The following is a 17,416-nucleotide window of genomic DNA, read 5'->3' as shown; positions in this document are numbered from 1 at the left end:
AAGTGATTTATACCACCAATGCGATAGAGTCGCTAAACAGTGTGATTCGGACGGCAGTGAATAAGCGTAAGGTCTTCCCGTCTGATCAGGCAGCATTCAAAGTGGTGTACTTAGCCACCCAGCAGGCATCCAAAAAGTGGTCGATGCCAATCCGTAACTGGACGTCTGCTTTGAATCGCTTTATGATTATGTTTGATGATCGTATAAGCAGGCATTTAATCTAAATGGCAGTTACACAGAATCTGGGATGGTCTCTCCACAGCCTTTAAAGTCTCACTAATATTATCGCCAAATAACCTATATACCTCAATACACCTGATGAAGCGTCATATCGATCTGTCTTAGCCAAGTTTTTGTCAGAGTGTTTACGTTTTTTCTGTACTACCCTTACCTCATAGCCATGAAAACTCTCACGAGAACCGACACGTATTGAGCTGCTCAAACTCAAGTATTTTTTAACATCACTTACAGCTTGCTCGCTATATGCCCTAACCTGCCAATGACTGGCATCAATAAGCTGACAACCTACTACCATAAAACTCTGTAGCATCTCCAGCTGGATCTCCTTAATACCAAAATGAATCGATGAGTTATTTAAGTTTTGTTTGTGTGCAAATATCTTAATAAACATTTTCAACTTCTCAGGATCCTTTATAGACATCTGATATGCTCTATCTAATGCTCTAATTATTACTTCCTGATTCTTACTACCTTTAGGCCTACCTAGTAATAGCCTGTCATCGTCGAACAGCTCACTAGCGCGCAGATATAAACATTTAGATTCATTTAGACTTACACCATGTCTAATAGCAGCTTCAGGCAACAGCTGAACTCGAGAGTTTTCTTTTAACTCTTGTAGCTCCTCTAGAAAACCTATTACGTCCGCATATTTAGGATGAATGAAAATTGAATTTATATTTGACTCATTAAATCCATTCAAGTTACCGTTTAACAGTTGCTGGCTAGCATTGATATTAGGTTCATCTGCATTCTTAAATAATGGTGTTTTATTAACAGCTGTTTTTTTAAGAAAATATTTTCTTATCTTATTTAACTTTACAGTCTTTGTCGTTGCATCATAAGCAGTTTTGTCTTGCCTATAAATGATTGAGTAATCTAACCCTGTTATTAGCTCTAAAACTGTTATAGGTAGCTCCAAGCAAGCATTACTCAGCCGCTCCCCTGCCAGCAGATGAGCAGTATGAATATAGTGCTCGAAGGTTGTGTCGCACGTTAAATGTCCTGAAAGGCTGGCCAACCCAAACCAAGAGCCCTGCTTTTTATGATAGCCCAGGATACCTTTTATGACTTTTTCGCACTGCTCATTATCATAATCAGTCATCACCTGTGCTAATGGTGAATTACTTAGTACTAATGCCAGCTGACTAATAGCAGTATGCCTAAAGCTGTGAAATGTGAAGTCATGCTCCCCTAGCAATTTATCCCAAATCAGCTTCATGAGATTTCTAAAGAATATACTAGGTAACGGCTGATCGCCTGAACCTTGAGAAAATAAGTAATGACGCTTCAGTCTTTTCTGCTGACGATATAACTGAGTAAATTGTTCTAGCTCGTCTTTTTTAAGCAGGCAGTTAATTGGTATAAGGCGGCTTGCACTGCTACTTTTCAATCTCCGATAGCGATTTGGTCTTAACCATATTTGCGGCTGCTCTATTCGTTGTCCATGCTCATCAATATAGATATCAGCTATATCACGAACTTTAACACCGATAAGTTCTTTGATACGCATTCCTGTTCGATACGCAAGACTTAAGACTACTAAGCAAAGGTTTTTCTGTTCATCATCTAAATCCGAGGTGACCAAATACTCTTTCATCGCATGATAGATCCGAGGTGATATCATGTTCGCATTTACCACTTGGCGTTTATTACCCCACGGAAAATACACAAACGGCGCATTATAGTACGCTCTCTGATAATCATGGAAAGCTCGTAGTCTGCCGTAAGTAAATTTTTGCGTATCTTTGAGCTTATCCAGATATGAAACTTTGTTTTTCTTTACGTGCTCATTCTTTAAGCCATTGAGACTACCTTTACTTAACACATCGTCTGTACAGCCAACTAAGTCATCATCCGCATCTAGATTGTCTTCGCCAAAGCCTGAGTCTTTGTTCAAAATAGACTGCTTTCTTCCATCCTTAATCTTACTTTGAATGATCTCCTCATATACAGCTTCAAAGTCCTCACCAGACCATTCATCAAGATTCTCATCCATTGTTAGCATCAGCCAATCCCGACCAATACATCCCAGATATTTGCTGATGGTATTTAACCTGTTATTGCTATCATTCAATAAGCTCTTTACCCATCCTAAAAGACGCATGCCGTTGGGTTGGGTTAACTCCTGCTGTAACAGCTCTACTTGTATAATAGCGGATGCTTTACTGCCCTTAAGTGCGTCTTGAACCTCTTTAATAAGATTCTTACCAAAGCTTGGATAAACCCTACTATTGGTACTTTTTTTGTCTGATTCTGAATAACTTGCTACAAATAACTCTTCCCAAGTGAGCGGCTGTGGGTTTGATTTAATCACCTCTTGATTATAATTAATAAGCTTATTTGTGGTTAAGCCCGTCGTTTTAATCTTGCCCTGTCTAACAATAGCCAGTGCAGTGTCTATATCGCCTCCCTTCATCTGCCGCCAATGATAGTCAGCGTATTTTATTAACTGTGATAAATGCGGTTTACTTTTATCTTTATTTTGTAGTTTTAGCTTCTTACAAATATCACTGATAATGGTTTCGAATGACTTCACATCTTCTTTTTTTAACTTTTTATTTTTTAGCGCGTATAAAAAGCAAAGTGTCATATCATCAGGTATGTACTCTACATAGCGCTGTAAGCTTGTAGTAGATACATCCTCTGAGATATGACCTTGCGTATAAGAACAACCGTAATTATCATCATCAATACTGAGCAAGATTAGCGCCAAACTCTCGCTGCTGACACCTGAACCTGGTAATTCATCAGTTGCTGGTAGCTGCAATTGATATATGTCTCGTTCGCCTATGAGCCATTGATACAGTGCTTTTAACACATCTATGTCATTCAACCCCCCATACATCACGCTACAGTAGAGCACTGACTCAATCAAATCATTGTTTGAGAACCTTCTTTTCCGTTGCCATATCTCAATCATTTGCTGGCTAGCAAGGCTTACTTGAGCACCATTTACCATCCAATCGTAAGATATTGTTAAATGATCACGCTCTGCTATAACTGGTACAACCGGCTCATCTAAATTCAATCCATGTAATTTGTTATAACTTCGAATGAACTCTAAAAATCCTTGCCTGGCTAAATAATAGGTATGTGCAGTATCAAAGCGTATCTCAAGCACGCTATCAATGGTTTGATAGTATTCAGTTAGGTCTGTTCCTGTGGGTATGTGATTGTCATCAACATACGAAGCTATCAAAACTTTTGCCTCATTTTTGATACTCACATGACTCTTGCTTTTATTTTCTTCTCTTAACTGATGGGCAACAGCATTATCCATATACATTTACCTCAACTTGTCGTAGGTTAAGCTCAACTGCAACTTTATCTAAGTCAGCGGATAACTCTTTTAGCTCATTAATGGATAATGATGACATGGGATGCATAGCCTCCTGATCTGGATGTTCATGACCATATAGGGCGCAGATTAAATGCTCAGGAGACTTATTCGTTAGTAGTGAGCGTAATTGATGTCTTAGCCAGTTATCTTGATGACTAAAAAAATTTTTTATCTGATAGCGAACCTTACTAGGTGTAATGCCGGTAAACCCTTTGGGGTTTTGGCTAAATAGCTGAATGAGTGGCTGACTAGAGTTCAAAATGTTATTTATAGGAAATTGATCATTGGGATATATAGAATTATGCATGACCGCAAATTGCTTGATATATTCAATATAATTTTGAATTGCTATGACTAAGAAATCACTAAGAGGAATAAGCCTTCCCTGCCCTTGTCCCTGACGTTCTTCTTTATCCGACACCCATAACAGCCCCTGCCTAAAATCAAACTGATTTAACAGCCCAGGCGCATGCTTTACGGGTCTAATCCCAGTCTGAATAAAGATGATGTGCCATAGCCATACACCATAAGCATTAAACTGCTCAATATAGCGATCCTGCCGTATGTTGATATTCCGCTTTAATCGACCGTTATAACTCTCAACTGCTTCAGCAAGCTCATCAAAAAACTTTTGACAGATATCAGTATTCAAAGTCATGTCACTACCGATATATTTTTTATAACGATTACTTTGTGTGTTAAATATACTAAGCTGTCGCAGCTCATTTTGGCTGTCCGCAGTACAATATTTGGTTAATAAGTATATAGCGCTGTAGTAGGTTTTCTCTAAGCTTATCGTCTCAATACTGGCGTAATACAAAGGTGAGCTATGTTTAACATCAACCCCAGTAACCATGTCGGCATGTAATGGCTTGTGGAGCTCATTCTTTATGACTGTATATAAACAAGCGTCAATATGCTGATTTGATAACACTGGTAGCTCTAGCTGAGTTTTTAAACTTGCTAGGACTTCAGAGATCTCATTGCTATCTATCAAAAACTTATTTTCAATAACCGCTTGCAGTCTAGTTGGCAAAGCTAATTTAAATTCATTATCATGGCTCTGACGATGCGGCAATAGGTGACTTCTACGATTCGAAGTTACATTAATAGTGTTACTCATAGCATAACTGTCAGCAGCCGAACCGCTCTCATGGCTCAACCACTTGCGCTGACTTTTATCCAACGCCAGCTCATGAAGCACTTCTTTGATCTTTCGGCCACTTACCATTGATAGCAATATAACGGCATAAATCTGACGCTGTTTATAACTAACAACGACAAAAAGCTGCCATAACCGAGCAAATAGCATTTGATAGCTTAGTAGACTTAGTTGACGTAGATGGGTAGGGAAATGAAACTGATTACGGCGGGCATGTCGATAGTTGTTTTTTAGCTTCCATTGTTGCAACTCTGATGATTTAGCGGTTGTCCTGGAAGGCTTAAAGTCATTGTCTAGAAGCGCAGGCGGGTCATCATCAGCAATACTTTCAGCGTCCGCCACGTTATCATTTATATGGGGTCTGCCAAATACTGTCGCTCGTAGTGGCTCATCAGCACTATCAAGGTATCGCTTATTAGTGTGTTCTTTGCTAAATTTATTGTTTTGTGAGTTGGTATAGGTTTTACCCACAAACGCTTTGTTCTCTGCAATCACTTCATAGGCAAGTCTTATTTGACCAATTTTACTAGCCAACTTTTGATTAACCACTTTGCCTGACTCTTCATCACTTCTTATCTTAGCTTCATATACGCGTAATGCTTCTAGTGCATTCCTCAGTGAAGCACGTTGAGCATGGATATCAATCAGTTTTTTAATAATCTCAGACTGTGGGTTGTTGTCCTTTAACCCCATCCTTAGACGCACACTTAGCTGACTGACTTTGGCAGAGTGCTCATCCTTACGTATAGCAATCATAATAATTATTTGCAGATATGCACTCATAAACTGCCATGCTTCATTATCACTACGTGCTTGACCATACCTCTGGTAAAACAAGACCAGCATATAAGTAACCGCCCAAGCCTCGATCTTTTTCTCTTTGACGACTTCCCTGGCAATAGCTTCACATTCAGACGATGCAAATACTGGCATATCTATCTTGGCATACTCATCAATATGTAGGTAGAAGCTTGGATTAATATAAAGAGTATTAATAATCAAGGTTTGTACTTTTATACAGTACAGTGAATCAAGCGGCACTAGATTATCTAAAACCCTCTGTAATTCGCTGTTATCAAACTGCTTTATATTCATTAGGATGCACCACTCAACCAGCTCATACTTTGAGGAATACCTAGAACTCGCTCTTCTAGTGCAAGCTTACATTGGCGATATTCATAACTACTCTGGCTAATACCTGCAAAATGGCAATACTCCCTTACAGTCAGTTGCCTAACCCCCATAAGCTGATATATCACACTTTGAGGCGCCGTACTTTTAAGCGCTTTAAACAAATCGGGATGGTGAATACCTTTCAAGAAAATTAAGTCTATAACATCCCTCCATGCGAGCTGCTGAACGTCTTTAATACTTTCAGGGATTATTAAACACGGATAATCACTATCACTCTCGAACCTTAAGACCTGATCGACTCTTTGGAAATCATTAAAGAAATAAAAATTGTTATTCCCTCCATCAACTAACCGAAGTGGTGGACGGTAAAAATTATCCAAAAACTTCATATCGATATAAGGAGTTTTAGGTCTCATTCTCTGCCAAACACCTAAAGCAGTTCTAGCATACGGATGTACATACAGATCATCCTTACTAGGGTTGGCAATTTTTTGCCTAACCTTAAGTTTATTATTTTTCATCATTTATTTATTTATCGTGAATATAATTCATGTTATCCAATAATCATTCAGGTGTCAAATGCTTTAGTATTGCGGGGATTAATATCGTAAAATAATTAGTATTATTAATCATTTAGTATTATTTTAGGCATAAAAAAACCTCTTAACACTATAGGATATATAGCTTCAAGAGGTTATCTCTTTTTCTAATTTTATTAGGTGAAGAGGTCAGAGTTGGGGTTTGATTCGATGACAGTAGCCACGCTATGTCTTTTATGTCCTGTCAAAGGGTATCATTCCGACAACGTCTCTATAGCTAAATAGATAAGTGTCGTCATTCAACTATAGAGAATACTCTAGGAGATAAAAATACTACAGCTGTAGTATTTTTGACTAAGTGTGCAATATCTTTGATTGAAGCTAAGTCTTGGATATATGCTGTATGAACAGCTCACAGATTGTCGAAAACTTAATATTCTGAAAGAATACGAGAACGAAAACACAGAACTACGCCCTTGAGGTTATATAGCGCGATGTTCGCATGCTGATTGAAACAGTAAAAAAGGCTGCTAACACTATATTATGCATAGTGTTAGCAGCCTTTTTTTTATTTAGTATTTTACTTAGATGATTTGCTGAATATCGAGGCTTGAACAGTACTTTACTTTAACCTAGTTTTAGTTAATATCTAAACAAATATACTTAGTCTCAACATACTCTTCGATACCATATTTTGAGCCCTCACGTCCCAAGCCGGATTCTTTGATACCACCAAACGGTGCCAACTCTGTCGTCAGCATGCCAGTATTGACTCCGACCATACCAACTTCGAGTGCTTCAGCAATACGCCATACACGACCAATATCTCGGCTATAGAAATAACCTGCCAAACCATATTCAGTGTGATTTGCGAGAGCAACGCCCTCTTCGTCTGTCTCAAATTTGAAGATTGGCGCAATAGGACCAAAAATTTCTTCATCTGCGACGCGCATATCGTTATTAACGTCGGTCAAAATAGTTGGCTCAAAAAAGTTGCTACTAGCCTCAACTCTTTGACCGCCACATAATACCGTTGCACCTTTACTTTTTGCATCAGCAACCAGCGCCTCTGCATTATCTGCCGCAGCCTGAGAAATCAAAGGTCCTTGTGTTATGCCAGCTTCTAAACCGTTACCGATTTTTATGGCTCGTACTTGCTCTGCTAATTTTTTGGTAAATTCCTCATAAACACCTGCCTGTACGAAAAGACGATTGGCACATACACAGGTTTGACCGCTATTGCGGTACTTACTCATCATTGCGCCTATCACAGCGGCATCTATATCTGCATCATCAAAAACGATGAAAGGTGCATTGCCTCCCAATTCTAATGACATTTTTTTGACAGTGTCAGCACACTGCTTCATTAGAATTTTCCCCACCCGAGTGGACCCAGTAAAGCTTATTTTCTTGACTAAAGCGTTTGTCGTCATCTCCTCTCCGATCGCTATCGGATCACCTGTGACTACGCTATATATACCGTCAGGAATACCCGCTTTCTGAGCCAGATAAGCCATTGCTAACGCAGAATAAGGCGTTTCCATTGCAGGCTTGACAATCATCGGGCATCCCGCTGCTAGCGCAGGACCTGCTTTTCGGCTGATCATAGAGTGCGGAAAATTCCATGGAGTAATGGCTGCAGTGACGCCAATAGGCTGTTTAATCACGACTAAACGCTTATCTGGCATGTGCCCAGGAATAAAGTCACCGTAAATACGTTTCGCTTCTTCAGCAAACCATTCTAAGTAGTCCAGCCCACTTTGTATTTCGCCTTTTGCTTCAGCAATAGGCTTGCCTTGTTCATTGGTCATTAAGACAGCCAAATCTTCCATATTTTCAGCAATCAGCGTATGCCAACGACGTAAGATGCTACTACGTTCCTTACCTGTTTTTTTCGACCAAGTTGATTGAGCGATATCTGCAGCTTCAATGGCGCGTCGAGTCTCGGTACTTCCCATCATTGGCACAGTACCAATCAATTCTCCCGTTGCAGGGTTTAGTACTTCATGGGTTGCTTTGTTATCAGCATCACACCACACGCCATTAATAAAGGCTTGTTGTCTAAACAACGCATTATTTTTTAATTGCATTTCTCACTCCAACTGTTTTTTTAGGACTACAATAATCCGCGTGTGGTCAGCACTTCACGGGCAATTCGAAAGCACTCTACACCTTGTGGTACACCGCAATAAATCGCAATAGCATGTATAGCAGCGCGTATTTCTTCAACAGAACAACCGTTATTAATTGCTCCATTTAGATGCAACTCCCATTCATGCATTTTCCCTAAAGCAGCAATCATGGTTAAATTCATTAACGAACGGGTTTTGGCATCAATCGTCTCATCGCCCCACCCAAATCCCCAGCACCATTCGGTCATGGCCTCTTGAAATGGACGGTTAAAATCATCAGCAGCTTGTAGATTTTTTTCGACGTACTCAGCACCCAAAGTGGCTTTGCGTTGAGTAAGTCCCAATTCAAATCGTTGTTTGTCCATTATTACTTCCTTTTACTGTTTATTAAGATGCAACCCCATATGGCAGGCTTCATCAATGTGTTTTCGACAAGCTTCAATTGCCGACTTACTGTCACCTTTAGCAATACTATTAACAATATCTTGCAAGTTATTAGGGCCTTTAGTGGCACGCTCTTGCGTAGACAAAGTCATAAAACGCAAACGACCAATACGTCCATTCAATCTCTCTGTCAACTCCCATGCGACCGTCATACCGGCCGTCAAAAATAAATGCTCATAAAATGAATAAGAATACCCAAGCGCCTCCACCACATCTCCTGCATGTAAGTTTTCTCGGATCTGGACTAAGTGGCTTTGTAATTTATCCACTAGTTCAGGTGTCGCCTGTTCAGCGCAGTAGCGAACTGCTTCGCTCTCTAGCATCGTACGTAAATGATAAATTTGACGAATCTCATCACTTTCTAAAACAGCAACTGAAGACCCTCCTGCAGAAAACGTCACCAAATGCTCGCTTTCTAAATGCCTTATACATTCACGTACAACAGTGCGGCTGACACCCAACTGCTCACAGATAGTGCGTTCAACCAAACGCTTACCTGGTTCAAGTTGTCCGATCATGATCGCTAAGCGTAGCTGTTCTAGTGTTGTCTCTTTCAACGTTTTTGGTTTTTCCACTTTCTCTAACATACGACCTCTAATTTGTAAGATGTAAATGCAGAGTATAACGACTGTGAATCAAAGAAAACAGTACGCTTTAATATAGTATTACGGTATACCATAATATTTTTTTTCAAAAAAAGCTAGCAATTAATTAAATACCGTATTATGGTATACCAACATTGTTAGAGATTATTCACCACTGTAGGGAACAGATAATGCTAAAACCAGAAATTAGAAAAATCGTAACTTTTGAAGAAGAAACATTCATTGAAGGATTCAAAGCTGCTGATACACCGCTTCGAATGTTTGCTGTTGCAGCGGTGATTACTAACCCATGGGCAGGACGTTATGTCGAAGACCTAAAACCTGAGATTCAAGCATTTGGTCCTGTGTTGGGTAAGCTAATGACCGATAAAATCATTGCTTTAGCTGGCGGTGCAGACAAAATACAAGCGTATGGCAAAGCGGCTGTAGTCGGACTTGATGGTGAAATCGAACACGCCTCAGGCCTGATTCACACACTACGTTTTGGCAACTTCTATCGTGAAGCTTTATCTGCCAGTAGTTATTTATCGTTTACTAACATGCGCGGCGGCGCAAACTCCCCCATTATGGTGCCGTTGATGGATAAAGATGATGTCGGTCGACGCTCACATTATCTGACCATTCAATTCGCCATTCCAGATGCCCCTCGTGATGATGAAGTAGTCATCGTCTTAGGAGGTGCATCTGGTGGCCGTCCGCATCATCGCATTGGTGATCGTTATCAAGACTTAAAAGATTTGGGCCGCAATCTAGATAATCCAGCAGCCGTATAAGGAGCAGATATTAATGAAGTGGTCACGTAAAACCTCCGATGGAATCGCTTATCACTATGGTGATAACAATGGCGGAAACATTGATAAAAAAGCCACTCCTATCGTCTTTATTCACGGTGTGGGCTTACGAGCAGAGAGCTGGAACCAGCAGTTGTCTGCATTTACTGAACACTATCGCTGTTATGCGATTGATATGCCAGGACATGGAGAGAGCGACTTATTATCGAGCCCAGTAGTCACGCTACAGGACTTTTCTGACGTACTAACAAACTTCATTAATAACGTTGTGGGCCAACCAGCCATCATTGTCGGTCATTCATTAGGTGCAATGACGGCTTTACAAACTGCGGTATCCTCTCCCAAAGTAGTACTTGGTGTCGCTGCATTGAATGCAATTTATAATCGTCCAGATGAAGCGGCTCAAGATGTACAAGCTAGAGCTGAATCACTGATAAATGACCTCAATCAAAATGTTACTGATCAACCAATAGCCAGATGGTTTGATGGCAATCCTGAATACCGCTCAGAAGCCAAGCTGTGTCAAAAATGGTTAGATAATGGTAGTCGTTTGGGATATGCACGAGCTTATCAGATGTTTGCATATTTACGTGGTATTGCAGAAGCTGACTTGCGAGCTATTACAGTGCCTGCGTTATTTCTAACAGGCGAACTGGATGTCAACTCCAAGCCCGAAATGTCATTAGCGATGGCAAGTATATTACCCAATGCTGATGCCGTTATCGTACCAGAAGCTCGTCATATGACTCAAATGACACATTCGAATATGGTTAACGCTGCATTGGCAACATTTTTTAACCAATGTGACTCACACAATATGACGCTTGCTTAATCTAAAAGCATGCCTATTTTTAAAAAGAGGTTCTCATGAAGCAACTTGATCCTAAAACTCTACGTAATGCCTTTGGCAGCTATATGACTGGCGTTACTGTCGTAACTGCCATGTCTAATGACGGTAAACCCGTCGGTTTTACTGCTAATTCCTTTACATCGGTATCACTTGATCCACCGCTCCTACTGGTATGCCCAGCAAAATCGTTGTCCAGTTTTGATGTGTTTGCTAACTGTGAGTATTTTGCTGTCAATATTCTCAGCGAAGATCAACAAGCTATATCCAATATATTCGCAGGCTCTAAAGAAGACCGTTTTAGTCAAATAGAGTGGCATAAAGATGAATACGGCAATCCAATTATAGAAGGTGCCTTGACGCATTTTTCTTGTAAAACAGACCGCAATCTCGATGCTGGTGATCATCACCTCTTGGTTGGTGAAGTACTTGATTTTTCCTCTCGTGAGGGGCATGGCTTAGGGTATGCGTCTGGAGGTTATTTTAGCTTAGCATTAGAGCGTGAAGCAGCAGAAATCAGTACGCAAGAAAAGCATGTCAATGTGGGTGTGATTATAGAGCACAATGGAAAAATCCTACTCAGTCAAAGGGATGGCAAAGCAACCTTGCCTAGTACGACTACCGATGACAATACCAATGCCGTTAGCACGATCCAACAGTTTTTAGCAGACAGTAATATTAACGCTCAGTTGGGCGCTGTCTTCTCTATTTATGAGAATACTAAAACAAATACCAATTACATTTTTTATCGAGCTACCGCTCAATCGGCTGACCCTAAAGAGCTAGGTGAATATATCTCAATCAATAATATTCCCGAACAGCATTTTGTTACACCGGCCATGAGTTCGATGATGACACGCTACGCAACTGAAAGCGAAAATGGCCTTTATGGCGTGTATGTTGGCCAAGAAGAACAAGGTCACGTCCATTAAAATTTATATCCAAATCAAATTGAACTAAAGTAAATTAAACCAAAACGCAAAGGATTTGCCTCATGAAATTTTCACTATTTTTACACATGGAACGCCTCGACGAATCACAGAGCTATCAACAACTGCATGGTGAGTTCATTGAGTTGGCGAAAATAGCCGACCAAGGCGGCATGCATGCTATTTGGACTGGTGAACACCATGGTATGGATTTTACCATCGCCCCAAACCCATTTTTAAATCTAATTGATCTATCCCATCACACCAAAAACGTACGTTTAGGTACTGGTACGGTGATTGCACCGTTTTGGCATCCGATTAAACTGGCTGGTGAAGCGGCCATGACTGACATTATCACTAACGGCCGATTGGATCTGGGTATTGCTCGCGGTGCTTATAATTTTGAGTACGAGCGCTTGATGCCTGGTATGGATGCCATGGAAGCAGGCGGTCGTATGCGTGAACTTGTCCCTGCAGTACAGCAACTATGGAAAGGTGACTACGCCCACAATGGTAAGTATACCCAATTCCCATCAACCACTTCAGCGCCAAAACCTTTACAAAAAGGTGGCGTACCCATGTGGATTGCAGCGCGCGACCCTCATAGCCACAACTTTGCGGTAGAACATGGCTGCAACGTGCAAGTCACCCCGCTATGGCAAGGCTTAACAGAAATCCAAAATTTAATGACAGCCTTTAAAAACGCCAAAGCTGAGCATGGCGAAGGTAAAAACCCGAAAATTATGCTTTTACAACATGCTTACGTTGGTAGTGATGCTAATGACGTAGCTGAAGCTGCTAAATGTATCAGCCGTTTCTACTGTTATTTTGGCGCGTGGTTCAAAAACGAACGTCCTATTCGTCAAGGACTACTTGAGCCATTAAGCGAAGAAGAAATGGCGAAAATCGACATGTATGCTCCTGAAAAAATGTTAGAGAACATGCCTATTGGCACATCTGATCAGGTCATTGAAAAACTCAAAGTATACGAAGAGCTTGGCTATGACGAGTTTGCATTTTGGATTGACTCTAGTATGACTTATGAGCAGAAACAAGCATCCTTGCGCCGTTTTATTAATAATGTCATGCCAGCATTTGCATAACCATACTTAGTTTCTAGTAGATGACAAACAGATAACCCAATAAGAAATTTGGAGAACCACTATGGCTAAACCTCATTATCAACTTTATATTAATGGCGAGTGGTGCGAAGGGAGCACTAACCAAGTCCTAGACAGCTATAATCCTGCAACGAACGAAGCATGGGCAACATTCGCCTGTGCTAGCTCTGCTGATGTCGAACGCGCTGTCGATGGTGCTAAGACTGCACTGAATAATCCTGAATGGGCAAAAATGACTGCCACCCAACGCGGTAAGTTATTGTACCGCTTAGCAGATCTGATTGAGCAAAATGCCGAAACACTAGGGGAAATTGAAACAACGGATAGTGGCAAACTGGCTCATGAAACTGTGGCTCAGACACGTTATGTCAGCGACTATTATCGTTACTTTGCAGGACTGGCTGACAAAGTAGAAGGCGCTACACTACCAATTGATAAGTCAGATATGCATGTTTTTACCACGCGTGAACCTATTGGCGTAGTGGCTGCTGTTGTGCCTTGGAATGCGCAAATGTTTTTGACAGCGACTAAGCTAGGTCCAGCGCTAGCAGCAGGCTGCACGATCATTCTAAAAGCTTCCGAGGTAGCACCTTGCCCTATGTTTGCTTTTGCTGAACTAGTAGAACAAGCAGGCTTCCCTAAAGGTGTCGTATCTATCATTACAGGTGATGCTGAAAACTGTGCCATTCCATTGACCAGTCACCCTGATGTAGACAAAATTGCATTTACTGGTGGGCCCGATGCAGCAAGGCATGTAGTTAGAAACTCTGCCAATAGCTTTGCGGTAACGAGCTTGGAGTTAGGTGGTAAATCACCCATCATCGTCTTTGAAGATGCGGACTTGGAAAGTGCGGCAAACGGTTTGATTGCTGGTAATTTTGGCGCTTCCGGTCAGTCTTGTGTGGCAGGATCTCGTGGTTTTATTCACCGTTCTATCTTGCCTGAAATTATCAAACGTGTAGAAGAAAAAGCGAAGAATATTGTCATTGGCAACCCTCTTGATACCAGTACCCACGTAGGCCCTTTATGCACTAAGGCTCAAGTAGATCGTATTAAAGATACGCTTGAGAAGGCAGTTTCACAAGGGGCGACCATTCGTTTCGGTGGCCAGCCGCCTACTGATCCTGCTTTAGCTAGCGGCAATTACTTTACGCCTACCTTAGTAGAATGTCCTAATACTGATATTGAAACACAAAGTGTGGAGATGTTTGGACCTGTCATGTCTTTAGTTGCTTTTGACACTGAAGACGAAGCTATTGCTATGGCAAATGATAGTGTCTATGGCTTAGGCTCTGGTGTCTTTACTCAAAACTTAGCTCGCGCGCACCGTGTCTCGCAACAGATTCGTTCAGGTATTTGCTGGGTAAATACCTATCGAGCTATCTCTCCTACAGCACCCTTCGGTGGTTACAACCAGTCAGGTTATGGACGTGAAGCTGGGAGCGAATCTGTACTGCAATATACTCGCACAAAAACGACATGGATCAATATCTCGGCGGAGCCGATGGCCAATCCTTTTGTTATGAGGTAACCACTCGATGCAATCCACTACATTAGTTTTAAGGAAGAAACTATGTCTATTCGTCCCCCATTGACAGAGCTAAACATAAAAACTCACGACAAAGGTTTTTATAAAGGTTTTAACCGTATTGTCACTATAACATCAAAGATTTTGGTGACAGTAATGGTTATCTGGATTTTAAGCGACATCGATCGTTCCGGTGCAATTCTAGATAGTATGAAAAACTGGTCTTACACTAACCTGAATAGTTACTATACCTATTCTGTCGCATTTTATATATTTGTTTGCCTAACCGCTATTTTATGGCCATCGTTTGGACGCACGAAACTTGGCTCCGACCCTAATGGAAAACCTGAATTTTCAAATTTTTCATGGTTTTCCATGATTTTTGGGGCAGGTATTGGTATTGGCGTACTGACCTATAGTGCTGCTGAACCTATCTGGCATTTGGCAAACAACCCTGACACTATTATGTCAAAAGAAATCATCATGTCAGCGTTGAATGCTAACGGCCTAAAACTGCCTCAAGGTGCTGACGTATTCAATTTTTATCAAGAACAAGTATCTGCCAGTACGTTAACTGCTATTGATGGCGTGGTGATACCCAAAACTGAGTCAGCACTAGATGCCGCCTTTCGCTACTCTTTTTTTCACTGGGGTATCAGTGCTTGGGCAACTTATTGCCTAGTTGGTATTTGTTTAGCGTATTTCAGTTATTCTCGTGGATTACCATTGACCATGCGCTCAGCATTAACGCCTTTGTTTGGTAGACATTTAGAAGGGTTGTTGGGGCATATCATTGATATCTCTGCCGTCATTGCCACTATATTTGGTATTGCACAAACGATTGGTATTGGCTTAAGCTCATTTGCTTCTGGGCTATACAGTATTACTGGTATTACTTGGTTGGTGACCAATACTAACAACCCTGAGCCCACCACCGGAGCATTATTACTATCGTTGTTTGTGGTCATGTGCCTAGCGATGATTTCTGCTTTGTCAGGTGTTGGACGGGGCGTCAAGTGGCTAAGTAATATCAATATGGTACTGTCATTTTCCCTTTTAGCATTTTTCTTGATTTTTGGGGCCTCTATGTTTGCCCTAGAAATGTTGGGCAAAGGAATTTTTACCTACGTTGTGCACTTGCCTGCAATGGTATTTACCGTATGGGAACCCAATACTGAATTGGGTAGCTGGCAAACCAGTTGGTCTATTTTTTACTGGGCATGGTGGATTGCTTTTGCACCATTCGTTGGTATGTTTTTAGCACGTATTTCCAAAAACCGTACCATTCGTGAATTTGGATTGATTGGTATTGTAGCACCTAGTCTGACACTATTTGTCTGGTTCTCTTTCATTGGTGGTACTGGCATCGATTTAGAGTTAAGTGGTATTGCTGGTGGTAAAATATTTGAGTCAGGATTAACCGCTCAGCTATTCGAAATTATTGGCTTTATGTTAGAACCAATGATGGCAAAAATATTATCAGCGATGGTGGTGGTATTGCTATTAACCTATTTGGTTACTTCTGCTGACTCTGCTCTGCTAGTTGTCAATATGCTAAATGCTGGAGGTGAGGTCGAAGTTGAAAATGGCCAAAAACACATCATCGTGTGGGGTCTTGCTCTAGCTTCCGTTATTGCAGCATTGTTATTAGCTGGTGGATTGAATGCTATTACCTCGGCTATGATTATTGCCGCAATACCCTTTTCACTCATCATTATTTTGATGGCAGTCAGTTTACTGAAGGCTCTTATTTTAGATGGCGTACGAAAAAGAGAAAAGTGATTGATATTTATTTAAAAGTATCATCTTTGTTAGATCTCTTATAATCCGATTGCTACTTCATAGGAGCTCTTTTTTTAATAAATAAAAATCGTGCTGTTTCTACGTAACGGATATGTTGTTTAATTTATATTATTGCACAGATAAAAAATCACCCTAGCTATTTAAGTGAGGGTGGTTTTTTTAGGTTTGAGAAACTACTTTCTAAGGAAATAAGTACAACGCAAGTCACCTTTCTAATACTGTATAAAGCAATTACATATTTATGAGTGTTCTTATTTTTCGGGGAAACTACCCTTCCACCGAGATGTGGCAAGCGCTAAAGCAAAGAACTTGCATGCTGCCATTACTTATATTTACTTCACTGAACTAGTGCCTGATAGTCTGATTAATCTAGCTAATAATCCTTGAGATTGATATTAGACATAGTTAACGCTAAAGTAGATCAATTTCTTATTGAAACTATAACTTATTAGGTAGTAAATCCCTGAATATTATGGTGTTTAAAATATCATCATACTCTGCATATACTATGGTCAATCTTACTCTGACAATTCGGAAAAGCTCTATATGCTATTATTTATATAGTGTAGAGGGCTGGGGTATGAAAATTATTTTTCTTAGGTGACGCTATTAATATCGGGGTTTGAAAAAAGCATCCTAATGTTTTCAATATATACGTATCTTGCGAATTAAGTTTTTGGGGCTGTAGTAGATAAGCACTATGCTAGACTACTTTTATGAAGATAACCCGTTGTAAACTAAGTAAAAAAGCACAGCGAAGGCTATTAGAGTTTTTCACGGCTGAAGTAACTGCTAGAACAG

Annotated in this window: 13 protein-coding genes and 1 pseudogene; 8 read left to right on the top strand and 6 right to left on the bottom strand. The window is 40.6% G+C overall.

Annotated features, from left to right (window positions below):
• Nucleotides 1–224: transposase (locus JMX63_RS13410; RefSeq protein WP_145990565.1), on the top strand; the 224-nt coding region annotated here is incomplete at its 5' end.
• 41 nt (nt 225–265) lie between these two features.
• Here the strand turns inward: JMX63_RS13410 and JMX63_RS13405 are convergent.
• The 6 genes from JMX63_RS13405 to JMX63_RS13380 all read right to left on the bottom strand — a co-directional run bounded on the left by JMX63_RS13405 (nt 266) and on the right by JMX63_RS13380 (nt 9,578).
• The gene (locus JMX63_RS13405; protein WP_201572927.1) at nt 266–3,520 is read right to left on the bottom strand and encodes a site-specific integrase; all 3,255 of its coding nucleotides are present in this window, start codon (nt 3,518–3,520) and stop codon (nt 266–268) included.
• Nucleotides 3,513–5,837, bottom strand: coding sequence for a hypothetical protein (locus JMX63_RS13400; protein ID WP_201572925.1), 2,325 nt, complete (start codon nt 5,835–5,837; stop codon nt 3,513–3,515). The genes JMX63_RS13405 and JMX63_RS13400 overlap by 8 nt, the downstream gene beginning before the upstream one ends.
• Nucleotides 5,837–6,400, bottom strand: a complete 564-nt coding sequence (locus tag JMX63_RS13395) for a hypothetical protein (RefSeq protein WP_201572923.1) — start codon at nt 6,398–6,400, stop codon at nt 5,837–5,839. Before JMX63_RS13395 ends, JMX63_RS13400 begins: the two co-directional genes overlap by 1 nt.
• A gap of 653 nt (nt 6,401–7,053) precedes the next feature.
• Nucleotides 7,054–8,505 (bottom strand): NAD-dependent succinate-semialdehyde dehydrogenase, encoded by a 1,452-nt coding sequence (locus JMX63_RS13390; RefSeq protein WP_102091460.1) that lies wholly within the window; start codon nt 8,503–8,505, stop codon nt 7,054–7,056.
• A 26-nt stretch (nt 8,506–8,531) separates the two neighbouring features.
• Nucleotides 8,532–8,912 carry a carboxymuconolactone decarboxylase family protein gene (locus JMX63_RS13385; RefSeq protein ID WP_102091459.1) on the bottom strand — a complete coding sequence of 127 codons (381 nt, stop codon included), beginning with the start codon at nt 8,910–8,912 and terminating at the stop codon, nt 8,532–8,534.
• 12 nt (nt 8,913–8,924) lie between these two features.
• On the bottom strand, nt 8,925–9,578 hold the full coding sequence (locus tag JMX63_RS13380; protein ID WP_201572921.1) for a GntR family transcriptional regulator: 654 nt from the start codon (nt 9,576–9,578) through the stop codon (nt 8,925–8,927).
• 188 nt (nt 9,579–9,766) lie between these two features.
• On the opposite strand from JMX63_RS13380, the gene JMX63_RS13375 reads away from it, so the two are divergent.
• The 7 genes and pseudogenes from JMX63_RS13375 to JMX63_RS13345 all read left to right on the top strand — a co-directional run.
• The gene (locus JMX63_RS13375; RefSeq protein ID WP_201572919.1) at nt 9,767–10,369 is read left to right on the top strand and encodes an amino acid synthesis family protein; all 603 of its coding nucleotides are present in this window, start codon (nt 9,767–9,769) and stop codon (nt 10,367–10,369) included.
• Between the two features lie 13 nt (nt 10,370–10,382).
• Nucleotides 10,383–11,219: an alpha/beta fold hydrolase gene (locus JMX63_RS13370; protein ID WP_201572917.1), complete on the top strand. Its 837-nt coding sequence runs from the start codon at nt 10,383–10,385 to the stop codon at nt 11,217–11,219.
• Nucleotides 11,220–11,254: 35 nt separating this feature from the next.
• Complete coding sequence (locus JMX63_RS13365) at nt 11,255–12,166, top strand: flavin reductase (RefSeq protein ID WP_201572915.1); 912 nt, start codon at nt 11,255–11,257, stop codon at nt 12,164–12,166.
• A gap of 62 nt (nt 12,167–12,228) precedes the next feature.
• Nucleotides 12,229–13,266, top strand: coding sequence for an LLM class flavin-dependent oxidoreductase (locus tag JMX63_RS13360; protein ID WP_201572913.1), 1,038 nt, complete (start codon nt 12,229–12,231; stop codon nt 13,264–13,266).
• A 61-nt stretch (nt 13,267–13,327) separates the two neighbouring features.
• Nucleotides 13,328–14,815, top strand: coding sequence for an aldehyde dehydrogenase (locus JMX63_RS13355; RefSeq protein WP_201572911.1), 1,488 nt, complete (start codon nt 13,328–13,330; stop codon nt 14,813–14,815).
• A gap of 42 nt (nt 14,816–14,857) precedes the next feature.
• On the top strand, nt 14,858–16,594 hold the full coding sequence (locus JMX63_RS13350; protein ID WP_201572909.1) for a BCCT family transporter: 1,737 nt from the start codon (nt 14,858–14,860) through the stop codon (nt 16,592–16,594).
• A gap of 737 nt (nt 16,595–17,331) precedes the next feature.
• Nucleotides 17,332–17,416: pseudogene (locus JMX63_RS13345) on the top strand (IS1595 family transposase); the annotation flags it as partial.

Source organism: Psychrobacter nivimaris (assembly GCF_904846365.1).
GTDB lineage: Bacteria > Pseudomonadota > Gammaproteobacteria > Pseudomonadales > Moraxellaceae > Psychrobacter > Psychrobacter nivimaris_B.
This window is presented reverse-complemented; position numbering and strand designations above follow the sequence as displayed.

Coding starts and splice junctions, on each gene's coding strand:
- JMX63_RS13405 (WP_201572927.1), bottom strand. CDS start 3,520: ATGGATAATGCTGTTGCCCATCAGTTAAGAGAAGAAAATAAAAGCAAG.
- JMX63_RS13400 (WP_201572925.1), bottom strand. CDS start 5,837: ATGAATATAAAGCAGTTTGATAACAGCGAATTACAGAGGGTTTTAGAT.
- JMX63_RS13395 (WP_201572923.1), bottom strand. CDS start 6,400: ATGATGAAAAATAATAAACTTAAGGTTAGGCAAAAAATTGCCAACCCT.
- JMX63_RS13390 (WP_102091460.1), bottom strand. CDS start 8,505: ATGCAATTAAAAAATAATGCGTTGTTTAGACAACAAGCCTTTATTAAT.
- JMX63_RS13385 (WP_102091459.1), bottom strand. CDS start 8,912: ATGGACAAACAACGATTTGAATTGGGACTTACTCAACGCAAAGCCACT.
- JMX63_RS13380 (WP_201572921.1), bottom strand. CDS start 9,578: ATGTTAGAGAAAGTGGAAAAACCAAAAACGTTGAAAGAGACAACACTA.
- JMX63_RS13375 (WP_201572919.1), top strand. CDS start 9,767: ATGCTAAAACCAGAAATTAGAAAAATCGTAACTTTTGAAGAAGAAACA.
- JMX63_RS13370 (WP_201572917.1), top strand. CDS start 10,383: ATGAAGTGGTCACGTAAAACCTCCGATGGAATCGCTTATCACTATGGT.
- JMX63_RS13365 (WP_201572915.1), top strand. CDS start 11,255: ATGAAGCAACTTGATCCTAAAACTCTACGTAATGCCTTTGGCAGCTAT.
- JMX63_RS13360 (WP_201572913.1), top strand. CDS start 12,229: ATGAAATTTTCACTATTTTTACACATGGAACGCCTCGACGAATCACAG.
- JMX63_RS13355 (WP_201572911.1), top strand. CDS start 13,328: ATGGCTAAACCTCATTATCAACTTTATATTAATGGCGAGTGGTGCGAA.
- JMX63_RS13350 (WP_201572909.1), top strand. CDS start 14,858: ATGTCTATTCGTCCCCCATTGACAGAGCTAAACATAAAAACTCACGAC.